Below are 18,737 nucleotides of genomic sequence, written 5' to 3'. Positions count from 1 at the left end.
GACCGCGAACTAAATATTACATGAAGCCCCAAATATTTGATAACATAAAAAATCTCAGGGAATTAAAAAATTACACCCAGCAATACATGGCCGAAAAACTTAGTATTACACAAGCGGGTTATAATAAAATTGAGAAAGGAAAAACAAGGCTGACTTTTGATAAACTTATTGAAATTTCTGAAATTTTAGAAGTCAATATTGTTGACACAATTTCTTTCGACAGTCAAAAATACTTCAATAGTTCCAATAAAGTGACCGGGAATAAAAATGGCAGCATCAACATCAGCACTCAAAGCAAAAAAGAAATAAAACTCTATGAAGATAAAATATTTCTTTTGAAAAAACTGCTGACAAGGGTCGATTGCGAACTTCACAGCTACAAAGAAAAATTTGGAAATAACAGTTGCTTTTAAAGTTCAGCCAAAAAAATATTAATCCGCAATAGTTCTAAACTATTGCCATATTTATAAATAAAAACACTCCTATTAAAACCTGCGTAAAATGCCTAAAATAAATAAAATAACACCAATAATACTATTAATATCAGTACTGTTCGGACTATCAGCCCACTGCCAAAATTCAACGGCGGCAATAAAACCGACGCAGGGAGCATTATTCAACAACAGCACCTTAACAGATTCCGACTATTTAAGGGCCATTGAAAGAGCCGCAGATATTCTGGAAACGGCTCAGTCAGATGCTGAATTTGGCACTGCTGCAATTGGGCTTATGAAGTCTATTGAGGAAAATAAAAAAAGCATCGACCTGATCCTTAAAAGTCTTAAGCAGTCAAGTTCAAACGTGCGCAACCAGCAGATGTACCAAACCATGCTCAGCGAACTGCAGCTTAATGTGGAGCAGCAGAACAAGATGGTTGATGCCGATAGTGAAAGACTGGCAAAAATCAAAAAAAAGATTTCCAGCATCGCCAGAGATACTGTTTTTATGGCACTGGTCAAAGACACCCTGCGTATAAAACAGTTTAACCTAGAACTGCATAACCTTAAAAACAGGTATATACATGCTGACAGCATAATCAGCAGTAACATCAATACGATGACTGCCCAGAAAAGACTTGTCGTAAATGCAAATCTATCTGTGGCCAATGCAGTAATTACCGTACAGAAAAAACTCGAAAAATCAGGCATTAATTTATTTGGCAACGAATATCTTAATTTATGGGATTTAGGCACAAAGCCCGGAAATACAAAGATTTCGTCTAATATTGATGGCAAATGGCAGGCTGAAAAAAATGTTGTGGCCTATTACTTTAACTATAATTTCAGCAGACTGCTGGTGCTGGTCCTGCTTATGGCAGCCATGGGATGGTATATCAAAAGAAATATCAACACTATAAAATCTTTGGACAAATTTCATAATCTCGGTCAGCTTAATTTTAAATATCTTACCTCTTCCGTCTGGCTTCCCGCAGCAGTATTAGGGCTGAATATTGCCATTGTAACTAATCTGCACGCTCCAGCCTTATATGTCGAACTGCTGCAATTCTTTTTACTTGGAATACTATCGCTGCTTTTTCAAAAGAACTGGCTCAAGAAATCACTTGCCAACTGGTATTTTCTGGTTATTATATACGTTGTGCTTTGCTTTTTTGATCTATTTGTTGATGTCAGCTTTCTGGAACGATGCATTTTTATTGCGGTCAATATTTTGGGAATACGATATGGAATAATACAGCTTAAAAGCATTAGAGAACAGCTTTATATTAAAGGTTTTTTCAAATGGGCAAGTGTCATTTTTATCAGTCTTAATGCCATCTCAATAATAGCCAATATATTTGGAAGGGTTACGATTTCACACATGTTGAGTTTAGCTGCAATTATTGCCCTTACCCAGATCATTGCGCTAAGCGTATTATTGAAAATTGTACTTGAAATTATTCTGCTGCAAATCTATACAACCAGATTAAAGCGTGGAATTGATAAACTTTTTAATCAGGAAGCCCTGTCTCAAACCCTTAGAAAACCTTTTGTATTACTGATTAGTTATATGTGGTTTATCGTTATTGCTTCAAATCTTAATATTTGGGAATCTCTGGCTACTGCAGCCGGAACATTACTGCATAAACCAATTGTATTGGGAAGTGTTAGTTTTACTTTGGCTGGTGTACTGCTGTTTTTTATAATTGTGTGGATTGCCCATTTACTGCAGCAATACGTGGCTTACTTTTTTGGTGAAGTGGATAATGACGAAGACGAAGAAAATATTAATAAACAGCAGCATTCCAAATTATTAATCACCAGACTTATCGTACTGATTGTGGGTTACCTGCTGGCAGTTGCCGCCTCAGGAATGCCGATGGACAAGCTGAGTATTGTAATTGGTGCCCTTGGTGTAGGTATCGGTCTGGGTCTGCAGAATATTGTGACAAATTTTGTTTCAGGAATTATATTGATTTTTGACAGGCCTATCCAGGTCGGCGATATAATCGAAGTAAGTTCCCAGTCTGGCAGAATTAAATCCATGGGGCTGCGAAGTACCAAAATCAATTCTGCAAGCGGTGCGGAAATTATAATCCCTAATGGAAATATACTTTCCCAGAATATTACCAACTGGACCTATACTGACAACTTGAAACTGGTAGAAATGAACTGCACTGTAAATGGGAACATTACACCAGAAAACATAAGCCAAATAATCTTGCAAACATTAGAAAAAGTTCCGCTTGTAGAGAACAGCAGAGCGCCGCAGATTTTTTACAACGCCTTATCAGAAGATAACTACAAGATTCTTATAAAATTCTGGTGTAGCATATACCGAACCGAAGAAGTACTCAGCAATGCAAGACAGGCATTATTCTATGATTTCAAAGACAGAGGAATCACGTTTACAACTTAAAAAAACTAATGCTTTTTAGATTTGAAAATATTTATAAAATCAGCTGTAGCATGAAAAATATAATTGTAATAATAGGTATTGGAGGTATGGGCATAGCCATTGCCAGAAGAATCGGCAGAGGAAACAGACTAGTACTGGCCGATTTTGATAACATGAAACTGCATGCTGCTGCGAGAGAACTAATCAATGCAGGATATGAAGTTGAAGCAGTTGTACTGGATATAATTAACAGGAAATCCGTTGAGGACCTTGCTGAAACTGCCTCACAGCTCGGCGAGATCCATGCTGTAATCCATACAGCTGGACTCTCACCTACTATGTCTGATGCGCAGCGTATACTGGATGTTAACCTGATAGGTACAGGCCGGATCATCGAAACATTTCAAAAGCACATGAAAGCAGGTAGCGTTGGGATCATTATAGCTAGTATGGCAGGGCATATGAGCACTCGATATGACAATATACTTGAAAAGCAGCAATGGTCAGCTGCTGCAGACGAGTTAAAAATATTTGTTGACAGTTTGGAGATCAAACAAAGTGCAGAAGCCTACTCTATTTCAAAAAAAGCGAATATTCTGCAAGTTCAGGCAGCGGCCGTAAACTGGGCTGAAAAAGGTGCAAGAATCCTCTCTATCAGCCCCGGAATAATTTCTAATCCTATGGTAGGGGTGGAAAAAAGAAAACAGTCTGCAAAGAATTATACGCTGGAAAATGCTACTGTGAAGCGAATGGTAACGCCGGAAGACATTGCGGCAGCCGTTGAATTTTTGCAGAGCTCCCAAGCCAGCTTTATTACTGGTACAGACTTACTGATAGATGGAGGTGTAACTTCTTTTACTAAAAATCTTCAATTGAATTCCCATTAAGATTTTAGTATGGAAATAGCAGCGCTGTATCATATTGATATATCCTCTTCTGCTGTAAATAAGCTGTGTTTTTTTCGGATTTTTATATCAAAAAAGGATCAAAATATTTTTAATATATTTTCTAAAAATAATGGGCATTTTTTCAATTGGGTCTATTTAAAACAACATTCATTTAAGCAAGTCAATCCCCTAAATTACCTGAAAATTATTTAGAGATTTGGTAATTAAGTTTTATGGAACAGCGGAGCCAATTTGGAACGGGTACCTGTTCTGCCACAAAATGTTAAGAATCTTTTTAAAGATATCTTACTATTCCATGTTTTGTGGCAGAATCGTGTACATCTTTATTATAAAAAAATAGATTTCAGGCAAAAATAATTCCTGCCAAACCAAGGTTTTAAAATTTAATATAACCTTTACAGGTAGCTTATTTTTAATTTAAACTAATAAAAAAAAACAATTTAATAAAACATTAAATTACTATTCTTTTTCTAAATCTGAAAGAATAAACCGCAAAGTTCTGATACGCCTCCTTGCTGTTTATCGACTTAAAGAATCAAAATTAATCATTATGATTATTCAACTTTAAGTTTTAAGGAAACATCTTTTAAATCCGGAGATTTAACGCTCAAAATAATACTTCCTTTCTCTTTTTTACTTTTTATTATAATTAACGCCTGACCTTTCCACGCTTTTCGTTTATTGGAGGCATACGAGGCTGTATCTTTAAGATTTGCATTAGCTGAACCTACAATGATGCCTTCCCCTTCAATTTCGAAGCTTAGTAGATTATCAGCATTAGGTTCTCGGACCCCCTGTAAGTCCGTAAGGTCTATATTAATATATACTAAATCCTGTCCATCTGCTTTTAGAGCAGTTCTATCCGGGGTTAATTTAATTAAAGACGTTTTTCCTGCTGTTTTTAGAATTTGCGTTTGAACTTCTTTGCCGTTCAATATAGCTGTTGCCTTTAATTCCCCCGCTTTATAAGGAATCTGAAATACAGCTTTAAATTCTTCTTCTCTTGTAGTTGATTTTTCACCCACCAATTTACCGTCCTGATAAAGTCGCACCGAAGGATAAGTAGAATATATTTCTACATCAATCATCTTACCCTCATATCCAGGCCAGTTCCAGCTTTCCCATGTTGGCCATACTGACCATAATGTCTCTTGGATCTCGCCATAGTAATTATTTGGTTCTTTAACAGCCAGATAAAGCATCTCTCTATAACTATAAAGCATCTCTCTATAATGGGATATTGGTTTTCTCCATCCTATTAGATCTATATCGCCACAATATGCCCCATGCCACGGAAATAAATCACGCTCGTAATGTTCACCTTTTACATCTCCTTTATAATAATACCTGCCAATGCCTGATTCACCAAGATAATCCATGGCTGTCCAAACAAAATCACCTATTATATAGGAATTATCATTTACGGCTTTCCAGTTATTGAAGGCATCTCTAGGATAAGACTCTGTCTGTAAAATGATGCGTGAAGGCACTCTTTCATGATCGGATACAGCTCGATGCATCTGGTAATTGTATCCGCCTATATCATGCATTGCAAACAAAGGATCAAAAACTTCCCAGTCATTATCCCATGTCGTCATAGCCGATGTCACGGGTCTGGTAGAATCTAGTTTACGTACATGATTTGCCAGTTTATGGGCGGTCTGTACAGCTTCAAGAGTTTTTCTCTCTATGATTTCATTACCAATACTCCACATAATTATAGAAGGATGATTTCGATCCCTCATTACTAGTGCTTCAATATCTTTTTTCCACCACTTGTCGAAATAGATTGAATAATCATATGTGTTTTTTTCTTCACGCCATCCATCAAAACTTTCATTTATAACCAATAAACCTATAGAATCGCATGCCTGCAAAAAAACTTCTGATGGAGGATTATGACTTGTTCTGACAGCATTAAATCCCGCTCCTTTTAACAATACCGCTTTTTTAACTTCTGCCTGATCATAAGCAGCTGCACCCAAAGGTCCATTGTCATGATGAACACATCCTCCATTAAGCTTTAACTTATTGTCATTTAAAATAAAACCTTTAGCAGCGCTGTATTCTATTTTTCTAACTCCAAATGAAATATTAGATTGATCCAGTAAATTATTTTTCTGAAAAATCTTTATGACTGCACGATATAAATTCGGACTCTCAACAGCCCATAAATATGGACTTTTTACAATAATATTTTCAATAATATCTTTACTGTTATTTGCCTGAATATCTACCATTAGTGACGACTTGCCAGTAATTTTATTCTTCTTGTCCAAAATATTTATTTCCACTATTACCTGCTCAGAGGAATTTGTTTCATTTTGAACATTTACGTGAACATTAACCAAGGCCTGTTTGGCGTCAACTTGAGGAGTTGTGATAATTGTACCCCACTGAGTTGCATGTATAGGATTTTCAGTAATTAGCCAAACATGACGATAAATTCCTGATCCTGTATACCAACGGCAATTTTTCTGCTGCGAGTTATCTACTCTTACAGCAACAACATTTTTACCCTCTTTTACATACGGACTTATATCATGAAAGAATGAAGAAAAGCCATAAGGGCGGATCCCCAGCGAAGTTCCGTTAATAAATACTTCAGCATTCATGTAAACGCCTTCAAAATAAAGACTGAGTTTCTTGTTCATTTGCGAAGATGCGACATTCAGAACTTTTCTGTACCATCCAATTCCTGCCGGAAGATACCCTCCATCATTTCCCATAGGATGTTTGGCATCAAAATTGCCTTCTACACTCCAGTCATGGGGTAAATCTAGTTCACGCCACATACTGTCATCAAAATTCTGTTCTGATGCAAGAGGATAATCTCCCAGCTTAAACTTCCATCCAAAATCAATTTTTGATTTTTTTTCAGATATATTGTTTTGTGCCACTATTGTAGTGCTCACTAGTGCAAAAATTGCTGCCCAGAAATATTGTAGTGTTCTCATTTAATAAGGTAGATATAAAATGTAAATAAAGATGTACGCTTCCACTAGCAAAATTATAACCAGCATACATCTTTCAGTTAATTATAAGTGTACAATATACAATTATATTTTTTACTATATTTTTTTTAAAATTGATTTTGCTATTTGAGCACTGGAGAAGAAAAACTTTATTTCTCCATCAGAAATATTTATACAATTCGGCTGAAAACTTATTCTAAGTTGCTTAGATAATGCAGCCGTTTAGAGTCTTTTTCTAAAATTTTAAATAGAATTAAATGAACATAAGAAGTATCCAACGATAAAAAAGCAAAAAAATCAATTATTGATTACTTCAAAACTTTTACATAATCCCCATAAATTTAATTTTACTACAAATACATCATTTTCTGCATAATAAGTAAAATCATAATGGTAATCATACACCTTCAAACGTCGTTTCAAATTTGAAAGTCCCACACCAGTGCCCGAATTTAAAGCCTGCTTTTCAATATAATTGTTCCGAAGCATAAAGCACAGACTGTTGTCTTTTACAGTCATTTCAAATTCAATAAGCGGATCATCCGTCTCAGAGGAAAATTTTACAGCATTCTCAAATAAAGACATAAATAGTAAAGGAGGCAGATAAATATCCTCCATATTACCAAAAATGCTCTGCGTCACAATCAGCCTTTCATTTCTAAACTTATAATAGTCTAAATACTGCTTGATGAAATTAAACTCCTCGGATAAAATTACCAAGTCTTTTTTTGAAGTTTCAACCTGATACCGCAGCAGTTTTGACAGATTTAAAATTCTTTCAGCTACATTATCAGGAAAGGACAATGCCTCCCCATATAAATTATTCATAGCATTTAAAAGAAAGTGCGGATTCAACTGTTCTTTGAGAAGAGCTAATTCCAGCTGAGTATTAACAAGTTCCTTTCTCCCCTGCATTAAACTTTTTAAAACATATAAATGAAGCGCATAAATTCCTGAACCGCTTATAGCTGCAGCCATCGTTGAAATTAGTGTGGATTCTTCCACACCATTTAATCTGGAGCACCAGTTCATAATTTTTTGGGCGACAAACCAAAATGGAATTATCGATAGGAAAAAAAATATGTATTTCTTTTTAAGAAAAAGTTTATTTATAAAAACAACATTACTAAGTGTCTGAAACAAATATACTGGTAAAAAACCTATGATGATTTTACATAGGATACCAAAATAGCCTAAATTCTTAAATTCATTTTTATCACCATAATCTACATAAACGCAGAAGTAAATCAGAAGTATAAAAAATGTAAATACAGCTAAATTCCTTAGCCAAAAATTTTGGTAAATCTTCATTAGTTTCATAAAACAAAATTAGCTTATAATTTTAAGAATGGAGTTAAGTGATCTAGGAAATTACATGAACGCCATTAGCGTAATTTTTATTTTATTATCGTTAAGCAATCAAACTTGAATCGGGCACATTTCTCTTTTTTTTTGAAAAAATTAAATTTTTATTTATAAGTAAGTTCTCAAACTAGATGTGGCTAACAGTAGTTTGAGGGCATGAAGAATTCTACAAGTTAAGGTTAAAGATAAAAACCATTATAATTTCATTATAAATCTATTTATTAAATAGAATTTCATAAAATTCAAGACGGTAATAAACAATTGCATATACAATAAATGCAGGTTAAAAATTATACAAACGAGCCCGAATTCCGCAATATTACTTTCCGTTCTGAAAACTCTGAAAAAGATCCAGTTTCAATTTTATTTCTTAAAAATATATAAAATAAATATCTATACATTTTTTGATGAAAACCTAAACTGATACAAGCTTTCCCCTTTTGTCATGCCGTAAATATGTTCAACAGCAGAAAAATGGAATCTCATTGCTCCTAAGCCAAAAATATAGGAAGATGAAGAATGTACAATATGATAAGAATAAAAAACACCATTAGTGAATTCAAAGAGCAGGCATAAGCAATTGAACCATCATCAAAATATACTAACTGCTCCATTGCTGATTTTGGTTTAGTTAAATATCGTTAATTGGGTGTTTAGTTGCGTTTATCAACTTAAATTCTTTACTTATTCTTTGTATATTTGGGCTAAAATTATAAATAGTTTTTATGGATACGATAGATGAATTAAATGACTTTATTCAAAATGGTTATAAAGTATATTTTCCAAACATCACAATTGATTGTGTTATTTTTGGCTATGAAAACCGACAATTAAAAGTATTAATATTAAAAACTAATGCAAAAAATGATTGGTCACTTCCAGGAGGCTTTATAAAACGTACTGAATCATTGACAGGTGCAGCTACAAGAATTTTAAAAGAAAGAACTTCTTTAGATAATGTTTTTCTGAAGCAATTTCACAACTTTGGAGACAGTGCATTTAGGATGAATGATGATAGAGTTATTACAATAGATGAAACTAATAAATTGCCAATAGTAGAGATTTCTAAAGATTGTTGGCTATTAGAACGCACATTTAGTGTTGGCTACTATGCTTTGATTGACTGTTCGAAAGCAATAATCAAATCAGACTTATATTTTGATGACTATAAATGGGTCAATATAGAGGAACTACCAAATAATTTGTCGTACGATCATAATGAAATATTTGATGTTGCTTTAAAAACGATTAGAAACCAAATTTTTCATGAGCCAATAGGTTATGAATTATTGCCAGAGAAATTCACTTTACCTGAAATTCAAACCTTATATGAAACGATATTAGATAAGAAGCTTCACAGAAGAAATTTTCCAAATAAATTACTTACTATGAAAATTATTGAGAAATTGGAAGAGAAACGAAATATTGGTCAGCATCGTTCACCGTTTCTATATAAATTTCATAAGACTAATTATACAAACGCTTTAAATGAGAGATTAGCATTAACCCTTTAATTTTTTTACGGTAGATTTTTGCAATATATTTTTCTTGCTGATTTTGTGGAACTTTTTTTTTATTAGACATTAATTCTAATTATTACAGCTGCTGTTTCTTTGAAATTATAACTGCAAATCTGCTTTGAAAGTAGCAGTTTGGAATCTAAGATATCGTCGTAATAGGGTGTCGTGAATGGTTAATATTCTATTTTGTATCCCAGTATTATCTTCTTTTTTTGCTTTGTAAACTGTTAAGTTTTTGTATAGACTTATTTCAGAGAAGATAAGTTGTCCGTTATGACTCTATGTAGCTTTCTTTAAGCCTTGCCAAATGAGCATTCAAGGCTTTTAATCATGATGTTTAGTTTTTAGAGAACTTCATTCCATTTCTTAAATTATCAATCTAATAACAAAAAAAGGATTCGGTACAGATTTCAAATTTATTGCAAATCATCCAATCGATTTATGCCCAATAGATTTGTACCGTTTTGAGTTAACTCAGATACTTTCCAGCTGAAATTGATTTCTTAGTCTTTCTTATGGAATCTATTTCTTCCATATAATTGCTTTTAATCAGACATTCAAGAACATGTTAAATCAACGAAAGCTACAATTTGTTTTTTTTTACAAATTTCAACAAAAGAGGGAAAGCCGGAATTGTCATGCCATGATCAAAACCCTGCAGCTCATACAATGTAGTGCTTTTATTTCCAACGAGTTTCATCATACGTGCTAAATAAGCATTTTCTTCATAGCGGCCGTATAATTCCAATTTTCTATCTCCTGTAATAAGAAGCATTGGTGGAGCATCTGCTCTCACAAAATACAGAGGAGCATATTTGTCGATAGTTGGTTGAAGAGGCTCAATTCCATTTTCTTTTCTAATAGTAAAGTGAGATATAGCCTGACCGCTCATAGGTATAATTCCCGCTATATTATTGGCATCAATCTGATATTTGTGTAGATAACTTTTATCCAGTGTTATCATTAAAGCTAAATAACCTCCGGCAGAATGTCCTGAAATAAAAATAGAATTGGTGCTTCCTCCAAATTCAGTTATATGATTAAAAACCCAAGCTGTGGCCGCTGCAGCATCTTCGATATATGCAGGAGCCTTTACTTTGGGGGATAATCTATAATCAACCCCAACCACGATGTAACCATGACCTTTCAAGGCATCCGGTATTTCTGTTTTACCCATTGTAAGGCCACCACCATGAAACCAAATAATTGTACCCAGGCTTTTGCCTTCTATCGGATAATAAACGTCCAAGACACATTTTCTTTTAATATAGCTGTCACTAATACAAATCGCTTCTGAATAATAGTTGATATCCTTTTTTGTCAGGTATTCTTGGGCTCTGACTGCCATTACACTCACAAAAAGTGCAATAATTACAAATGTTTTTTTCATTCTATAATGTTTAAGAGTTTATACAGTTCTAAAATATTTTTAATAAAATAGAATACCCAATAGTGTTTTAAAATCTATCAGGTATGAATAATATAAACTGACTCTCATGCTTTACTTAAGCAAAGCACTTGTTATTAATTATTTTTATCATGATTTCAATAAAACTTTCTGGAAATCCAGTACATTAGCTTTAAGACCACTCTTTGCTATGAAACTTTTAGGCCTAACAATAAGCCACCCTTTTCCTTCATACACTTTGTTGAGGTTTTGCCGAATGCTCGACATATCGGCAGCAATATCATTTCCAATTCCGACAATCGTTGTATTTCCAGTAAGTTTGTATGTCATTTCAGTAGCATCCAAATTTGGTAAAATAATTCTGCAGCTACTCCTAAAGAATCATTATCCCGATAAATACAAATGTCTTTCAATACAGTTACTTTTCCATTCAGGATCCCTTTGTTCCCTTAGAAGCTGGATAGTTTTCACACCGAAGTTTATTTCTATCTTATCGATCATTTATCTCAATTTTTCATTCTACAGCTTTGTAAAGCTGAGAGGTTTCCAATATCGATTAAGGAGAATTTAAAATACTAATAGTCTTTTCATCAAATACTTATCGTTATAATTTTTAAAATTATATTGCACTTACAACTAAAGACTTTTTAGAGTTATTATAAAGATAATAAAGATATAAAAAATGAATAATTGTAACAATAACAGCAGGAGCATAAGCTTTTTTGATGCCTAATATTACTGCCAACGCTACATCAAATAAATGTAATGTTATTGGTATTATATAGACAAGTTTATCTTTCTTTAAATCGATAGGAATCAAACGTTTTCTATATTTAATTAATATTACAATCGCAATAAAATATTTAAATATCAGCATTACAAGACCGGGCATTTCCTGATTCATTGGAAATATTGGAGTAGCTCCAATAAGGAAAACATTTACTGGTGATACTATCAGCAATAGTGATGTAAGAATTGCTACAAATGGATATGAAAATCCGATACTCTCTTTACTGTATTTTTCATACAACCATCTTCCAACATATACTGAGGTGGCAAAAAACATCATCATGGTAAACCAGCCTGAAAAATTTTGATACTTAATACCAGCAATTCCTCCGTCATATCTAAATGTCCAATTCCACTGACCTGACATTTTACCATCTAACAAATACATATCATATACCGCTGATGGATCTAAACTTATATCCTGCACAGATGCTAGAAAGCCTATTACCACAGGCTTGCTCCAAGTTGGTATATTCAGATAATCTACAAGTAAAAATGCTGCATAGAGAATCGAAGCTTCCACAATAAGGACCTCCAAAGGAACCTTACCTATCATCATATATCTATGTAAATCGTAAACATAATCATTAACATAAACTCCAATATTTTCAAAAATCCCTGCCAGAATAATAAAAGCAAAATACTCCATCAACTTATGAATAGCATTTTGCTGCTTAGACATATGATTTAAGCACACAAAAAATAATATTAAAGATACTAATTCTGTAACAACCCAAGATATATGGGAGCCAAAAAGCATAATTGAATCCATATTTTTAAAATTTTATATCTTATTGATTTTTATTATTCAATAAGAAATCTTGAAACTTTCAATAACAATAGTTTTAACCGTCCACAATCATCACTTTAATAAAAAAGTATTAAACGAATCTGCTTTTAACAATGGGCTAAAAGTTTGCTCTCCGACTTTTATCCTAACCTCTTTATCTTGATCTGTTTCATTTTGCACAACTAGTACTACTGATTTATCTGGATTTATAAAGGCAAGTATGTTCGTAAAGGAACCTGTTGTTTGCAGAAGTTTTGCAGACGGCTTTACAAAATGACTCACGTGCTTCATCAGATAATATTCATAGGTAAATTTATATGTTCTGTTTAATGAGTCTACAGTAATAAGTGAATTTTGCTTCCATCCCCATTTGCTAATCCCATCTGTCTTTAAAGAAGTATTCCAGTACATATACGCATTAGCACCATCATTTATATAATGTTTCATTAAATCCCATGAATGGACACAATTCTTCCAGTCGTTTTTACCATTACCACACTCTTGTTCTGATTGATAAAGTGTAAGCTCGGGATACTGTTTGTGAATAATAGACATTGCATCTTTCCCCTCCCATTGAAATCCAACACCTTGAATATATTTACTGCTTATCGGATTGGTCAGTAAAGGCTCAACAAGCTTTGCATTTGCTCGCTCTACAGTTCCAAAATATACTTTTACACCAAGTTGTTGCATCTGTGGTCCTAAAAAAGAGATAAATTTTGTGAGACCCTCAGGTGTCCAGGTACAACTTGGATAAACTGTAGATGAATTGAATTCATTTTGGGGCATTACCATGCCAATTTTTATTTTTTGCTTCCTGTATGCCTCAATGAATTTGGCAAAATACAAAGCGTAGGCTTTATAATATTTTTCTTCTTGAATAAACATATCAGTTCCTTCTTTTCCTTGTTTATCCTTTGTTAAACCATTGTTGATTCCACGCATGTCTATTCCCATATTTTCCATATGTAATTTGCTATTACCAAGCACACTCAGACCTGCATAATGATGATTATACTTCATCCATGTTGGAGGTGACCATGGAGAAGCCCATAGACGAAGAGAAGGATTGTATTTCTGAGCATTTTTTATAAAAGGAACAAGGGTTTTCAAATCATTGGAAATATTAAAATCTTTCATTTCAAAATCACCATCCGTTTCATTATAAGAGTACCAATTCATTGAGAAATCGTTGGCACCTAACGGCATTCTGCAAATAGTAAAATTTGCTCCAACTCCGGGAGCAAATAATTCACGAAAAATGCTATTTCTTTCTTTAGGGCTTAAAAAGCTCAAAGAGACCCAGCCCTGTTCATTGAAACAAGTACCAAAGCCTTCAATAGTTTGTTGGGGTTTATTAACTTCAACCTCCACATCAGATGAACCTGATATTTGGTGTGAAGTTTGGATTCTCTGTTCTTTCCATTGTTCCTTTTGCGTGGTTGTAACCCAACTTATTTTTGTTTGAGCATATAATGATACCATAGGAAGTATCATAAATAAAATAATTACTTTTTTCATAAAATTTATATTAGAATTAACATATATAACAGTATTTCGATTATAAATAATTTTCAATTATATATATGTATATATATAAGGCAAACTGAGTTTCTCAGACAGTACCCCCATAACCAATACATTTGGGAAAACGTGTATTGCTGACAAAATAATTATTTGCGTAAGCTGTCTCCGTAAAACTGAATTCCAAGTTCTTAGTTAACACGTTCATTACAAATGCATAAGTCTTGTTTATTATTTGTAAAAAAACAACTTACTTTACCATTATTATCTTTTGACCTTTCGAGATTCCTGATTCATTAAAGGCATCTATAGTGAAATAATAAGAAACCCCTTTATTCAATCCAGTGAGTTTTACAGAATCGCTGTCGTAAACCATGTAAGAAGTGTAAAGTTTATTGCTATCTACACCATAGTTTATAACATAACCAGTAGCCGATATATCTTTTTTCCAACTTACAATAGCTTTGCGAGCATCTGTATCACGCTTTACCTCAAAATTATTTACTTCTTGCGGCTTTTTACCATTCTTTAATCCAAAAACTCTAAAATCGTAAATTGAGAATTTACCATCTGGCACTTTCACATTTTCTATTTTGACATATTTTGTTTTTACCGGCTTTTCCAATTCTATATATTCGTGACAAGCATCTTTGGTGTTCCTGCTTTTGTCAGCAATAATCCTCCAAGACTTCTTGTCATTTGAAGCCAAAATTCGATAACAGTACTCAAGATTCTTACTCTTGTCGGTAAGTTTAGCATCGTTATCAGCAAAATTTACCTGAATAGCATTTACAGTTACCTTATCATCCAGTTCTAAGCACAACCATTCGTCTTTACCACCTGTTTTTGCCGACCACCATGTCTGAATATTTTCATCAGTAGCATTTGCAACTGGAAAGTTTTCTAATGAAGATGAAGCTGTAAGCTTTTTATTATAGGACAAAAGCATCCAGCCTTTAAAAAGATCCTCTTTTTCAAAATCTATTTTTCTGGTTGGCATTTTGGTTGGGTAATCCCCGAAAGCGGTGTAGGTATGCAGTACACCATCCTTATCAAAAGCAGCAGGAAACAAACCCAGTCGTCTCTCAAAATCATTGCGTTTGGTAATTACCATACTTGAGACGTGCCAATAATTACCATACTTATCCTGAAAAGTAGAACTGTGGCCAGCACCACTTATGAAACCTCCAGGTTTGTATGAAAATGGACTATAAGGTTCATATTTAAATGGTCCCAGAGGTGAATCAGACTTGTATACACCATCCCCATAAACTTTAAATTGTGTTCCAGATGATGCGTATTGAAGGTAATATTTATTATTATATTTAGTCATCCATGCTCCTTCATTAAAGCCTTTCTTCTCTTTTTTCCCTGTTGAAGGAAACACTTCCCATCCATGCTCCTCTATATTGTGTTCAATAACAGCTATTGGTTCTGTAATTGGCTGCATGTTTTCATTAAGCTGCACAACTTTAATGGGTGTAAAATTCGAACACCCCCAATAAAGATACAATTTGTTATCATCATCTCTAAAAAAGTGAGGATCCCAGATTGATATTGGAAACATTTGATCTTTAGCTTTCCAGCTATCTTCAAACGGATTAGTTGTATGATAAATATACTCTAGTCCTATTTTAGAAGCCATATAAAATATAGTGTCACCTTTAATGGTTACATCCGGAGCATAATCTTCTATGGGCAAGCTCTTGATAGGAATATATTTCCAGTTTTGCATATTCTCTGAATACCAATATCCTCCGGAATGAGATGCAAATAGAAGATATTTTCCTTTATAAATTGTTATTAATGGATCTGCTGCTTCCCTGAAATATGTTTCATTTACTGAGGGTTGAAATCTGTAATTTATATCCATTGGGTTACAAAAAGTAACTTCTTTAGTTTGAGATTGCAACTTACTTTTTTGTGCAGACGTTGCTAATCCAATAAGGAGAAACAGACTGAATAAAGAAATTCGGTTTTTCATTATAATTAATTTTAATTCTGTTTTTTTATATTCACTGAAATAAATCTCTGCTAAAAGAGAACATTTAATTTGCCGCCAACATAGGCATCTGCACAGGCCCCTTCCCTTAAATTTCAACAGCGAGGATTAAGTATTATGTCAATCAGAGGAAAAAAATTCCAATTGTAACTGGCAGGAAATACCTCATTTTTTTTTCAACTCATTAATCTCAATCTGTGGAGTCAGCGCCTTATGTACTTTTTCCACCACCATATCTTTGGCTAAACTGAATTGTTTAGTTAGTTTTATATCCCTGCTTGATGCTCCTATTTTTACGGTATAATTTCCTCCATCGGCAATCCAAGATGATTGGTCGGTGTAAAAAGTTGCAAGATCTCTTGCGTTTAACTGGAATGTAAGAGTTTGTGATTCGCCAGGTTTCAAAAGTTTTGTTTTAGCAAAAGCACGAAGTTCTTCGCTTGGCTTTTCCAAGGTTTTTTCAGGAGCGCTCAGATATAGCTGCACCACTTCTTTTCCTGCAGCTTTTCCGGTGTTGGTAATTTTCACAGTAGCTGTTATCTCATTTTTAAAGTTAGAAGAGCTTAGTTTTAATCCACTGTACGAGAAAGTTGTATAGCTCAAACCATAACCGAATTCATAAGCAGGTTTAACATCAAATGAATTATAATAGCGGTAGCCTACATAAATGCCCTCTTCATAAATTACCTCTGTTGGCTTCTTTGCAGGAGTTCCAGGAAAGCATTTTGACGAAGGTACATCTTCGTATTTCATAGGGAATGTGACTGCAAGTTTGCCCGATGGGTTAACTTTACCGCTCAGCACATCAGAAATGGCATTACCTGCTTCCTGACCTGGTTGCCATGCCACTAAAATAGCATCGGCATAATCTCTCCAACTTGCAGTTTCAATAACTCCACCCACATTAATCACCACAACCAATTTCTTGTCTGCAGCATGGATTGATTCAGATATATTTTTAATTAATGTTTTTTCGAGATCAGACAAGATAAAATCACCATCAATTTTTCGGTCAAGTCCTTCGCCCGAGCTGTGTCCTATGGTATAAATAGCATAGTCGGCACCGGCAATTGTGTTTTTGACGTCATCGGCGGTTAAATTCATTTCAGGCGTCATTCTTACGGCACCCGCTGTTTTTTTTGGTTTTGGGTAATCAATCTTATCCTGCTTGATGTAATTGATATATTTTGTTTTAATATCTTCAAAGGGTTTAAATCCCGAAGTTTTAAGTCCTTCAGCCAGTGAAACACTGTAGGCCACATAAACTTCACCGCTACCTGTTCCGCCAAAAATAGTTTCGTACGAAGCATTACCATAAAGGGCAATTTTCGAAGATTCTTTCATTGGAAGTGTAAAATTATCATTTTTCAACAATACCATTCCTTCTGTTGCGGCAATTCTACTAAGTGTCGCATGTGTTTTCAGGTCTGGTTTGTCTGAATATTTATATTTTCTGAATGATGGGGTTTGCAAAGCAACCTTTAAAATCCTTTCAACATTTTTGTCCAGAACATTCACATCCAGAGTACGATTCTTAACCGCATTTACAATAATATCAATCTGCTTTGATGATCCTGGCATAATTAAATCGTTACCGGCTTTTTGCTGTAATAAATAATCGCGGCCTCCTCCCCAGTCAGTAATTACGCAGCCTTTGAATCCCCATTCATCTTTCAGAATAGTAGTAAGTAAATCATAACTCTCAGGTGTATATATACCATTGATTTTATTGTATGCACTCATAACTGTTAAAGGTTGTGCTTTTTTTACCGCTATTTCAAAACCACGAAGGTAAATTTCTCTCAATGCTCTTTCACTGATATTGGCATTGATGATTGTTCGGCTAGTCTCTTGGTTGTTAGCCGCAAAATGTTTGATAGAAGTACCCACTCCATTAGACTGAACTCCATTGACCATAGCAGCTCCCATGAAACCTGTTACCAACGGGTCTTCGGAATAGTATTCAAAATTTCTTCCATTTAACGGATTTCGTTGTATGTTCATGCCCGGAGCCAAAATGATGTCAATTCCATATTCCCTTGCTTCATTACCAAAAGCAATACCAACATTCCTCACCAAATCAGCATTCCAGGTTGATGCCAGCGATGTTCCAATTGGCCAGGCAGTAGCATAGTATGTTTTAGTTTTATCATTGTCCCGAATAGGATCAATTCTTACTCCTGCAGGGCCATCAGCCATGATGATGCCCGGAATACCAAACTTTGGAAAAGCTTTAGAGCCTCCGGCAGCACCTTGAACTTTGCCGTCCCAATTACCAACTATTCCATTCTCATTCGATGAAGAAACAACAGGCATCCCTACGCCAACAACCAAACTGGCTTTTTCTTCTAAAGTCATTACTGCTACAATTTGTTTCACCGTACTTTTTCTAAGCTGCAATGTTTTGGATTGTATGTTATCTTGACTAAAAGAAAAAATAGAGACCAGAAATAACGATATCAGACAAAATCTATTTTTCATAAATAGTTTATTTTTTAATATTAATAGCATTAATCAACATTAGTCGCTATACTAAGATTTCACATTCACAATAAGTGAATTGTAACCCAAAAAAATATATTTATTTTTTGGGTTACAAACTATAGATTCACACTCTCAAA

Annotated in this window: 13 protein-coding genes; 4 read left to right on the top strand and 9 right to left on the bottom strand. The window is 34.2% G+C overall.

The window, feature by feature from the left end:
- Positions 1-20 precede the first annotated feature (20 nt).
- The 3 genes from ACFS3A_RS03755 (at position 21) to ACFS3A_RS03745 (ending at position 3,722) form a co-directional block, all read left to right on the top strand.
- The gene (locus tag ACFS3A_RS03755) at positions 21-413 is read left to right on the top strand and encodes a helix-turn-helix domain-containing protein (RefSeq protein ID WP_379823991.1); all 393 of its coding nucleotides are present in this window, start codon (positions 21-23) and stop codon (positions 411-413) included.
- 88 nt (positions 414-501) lie between these two features.
- Entirely contained in the window at positions 502-2,856 is a 2,355-nt protein-coding gene (locus ACFS3A_RS03750; protein ID WP_379823990.1) for a mechanosensitive ion channel family protein, read from the top strand.
- Positions 2,857-2,906: 50 nt separating this feature from the next.
- The gene (locus ACFS3A_RS03745; RefSeq protein WP_379823989.1) at positions 2,907-3,722 is read left to right on the top strand and encodes an SDR family oxidoreductase; all 816 of its coding nucleotides are present in this window, start codon (positions 2,907-2,909) and stop codon (positions 3,720-3,722) included.
- A 575-nt stretch (positions 3,723-4,297) separates the two neighbouring features.
- Here ACFS3A_RS03745 and ACFS3A_RS03740 read toward each other — a convergent pair.
- The 3 genes from ACFS3A_RS03740 to ACFS3A_RS03730 all read right to left on the bottom strand — a co-directional run bounded on the left by ACFS3A_RS03740 (position 4,298) and on the right by ACFS3A_RS03730 (position 8,697).
- Complete coding sequence (locus tag ACFS3A_RS03740) at positions 4,298-6,700, bottom strand: sugar-binding domain-containing protein (RefSeq protein WP_379823988.1); 2,403 nt, start codon at positions 6,698-6,700, stop codon at positions 4,298-4,300.
- Positions 6,701-7,015: 315 nt separating this feature from the next.
- Positions 7,016-7,750 (bottom strand): sensor histidine kinase, encoded by a 735-nt coding sequence (locus ACFS3A_RS03735; protein WP_379823987.1) that lies wholly within the window; start codon positions 7,748-7,750, stop codon positions 7,016-7,018.
- Between the two features lie 824 nt (positions 7,751-8,574).
- Positions 8,575-8,697, bottom strand: coding sequence for a hypothetical protein (locus ACFS3A_RS03730; RefSeq protein ID WP_330913110.1), 123 nt, complete (start codon positions 8,695-8,697; stop codon positions 8,575-8,577).
- Positions 8,698-8,808: 111 nt separating this feature from the next.
- Between ACFS3A_RS03730 and ACFS3A_RS03725 the strand changes: the two genes are divergently transcribed.
- A complete protein-coding gene (locus ACFS3A_RS03725; protein ID WP_330913109.1) occupies positions 8,809-9,597 on the top strand; it encodes an NUDIX hydrolase in 789 nt (262 codons plus the stop codon).
- Positions 9,598-10,186: 589 nt separating this feature from the next.
- Here ACFS3A_RS03725 and ACFS3A_RS03720 read toward each other — a convergent pair.
- The 6 genes from ACFS3A_RS03720 to ACFS3A_RS03695 form a co-directional block, all read right to left on the bottom strand.
- Positions 10,187-10,993, bottom strand: a complete 807-nt coding sequence (locus ACFS3A_RS03720) for an alpha/beta hydrolase (protein WP_379823986.1) — start codon at positions 10,991-10,993, stop codon at positions 10,187-10,189.
- A 147-nt stretch (positions 10,994-11,140) separates the two neighbouring features.
- Complete coding sequence (locus tag ACFS3A_RS03715; RefSeq protein ID WP_379823985.1) at positions 11,141-11,341, bottom strand: hypothetical protein; 201 nt, start codon at positions 11,339-11,341, stop codon at positions 11,141-11,143.
- A gap of 289 nt (positions 11,342-11,630) precedes the next feature.
- The gene (locus ACFS3A_RS03710) at positions 11,631-12,572 is read right to left on the bottom strand and encodes a hypothetical protein (protein WP_379823984.1); all 942 of its coding nucleotides are present in this window, start codon (positions 12,570-12,572) and stop codon (positions 11,631-11,633) included.
- Between the two features lie 90 nt (positions 12,573-12,662).
- Positions 12,663-14,111 (bottom strand): glycoside hydrolase family 30 protein, encoded by a 1,449-nt coding sequence (locus ACFS3A_RS03705; RefSeq protein ID WP_379823983.1) that lies wholly within the window; start codon positions 14,109-14,111, stop codon positions 12,663-12,665.
- A 253-nt stretch (positions 14,112-14,364) separates the two neighbouring features.
- Complete coding sequence (locus tag ACFS3A_RS03700; RefSeq protein WP_330913013.1) at positions 14,365-16,098, bottom strand: family 43 glycosylhydrolase; 1,734 nt, start codon at positions 16,096-16,098, stop codon at positions 14,365-14,367.
- Positions 16,099-16,281: 183 nt separating this feature from the next.
- A complete protein-coding gene (locus ACFS3A_RS03695; protein ID WP_379823982.1) occupies positions 16,282-18,597 on the bottom strand; it encodes a glycoside hydrolase family 3 C-terminal domain-containing protein in 2,316 nt (771 codons plus the stop codon).
- Positions 18,598-18,737: the final 140 nt, after the last annotated feature.

This window comes from Flavobacterium notoginsengisoli, from assembly GCF_042686225.1.
Lineage (GTDB): Bacteria > Bacteroidota > Bacteroidia > Flavobacteriales > Flavobacteriaceae > Flavobacterium > Flavobacterium notoginsengisoli.
The sequence above is the reverse complement of the archived record's forward strand: the minus strand, read 5'-3'. Positions and strand labels throughout refer to the sequence as shown.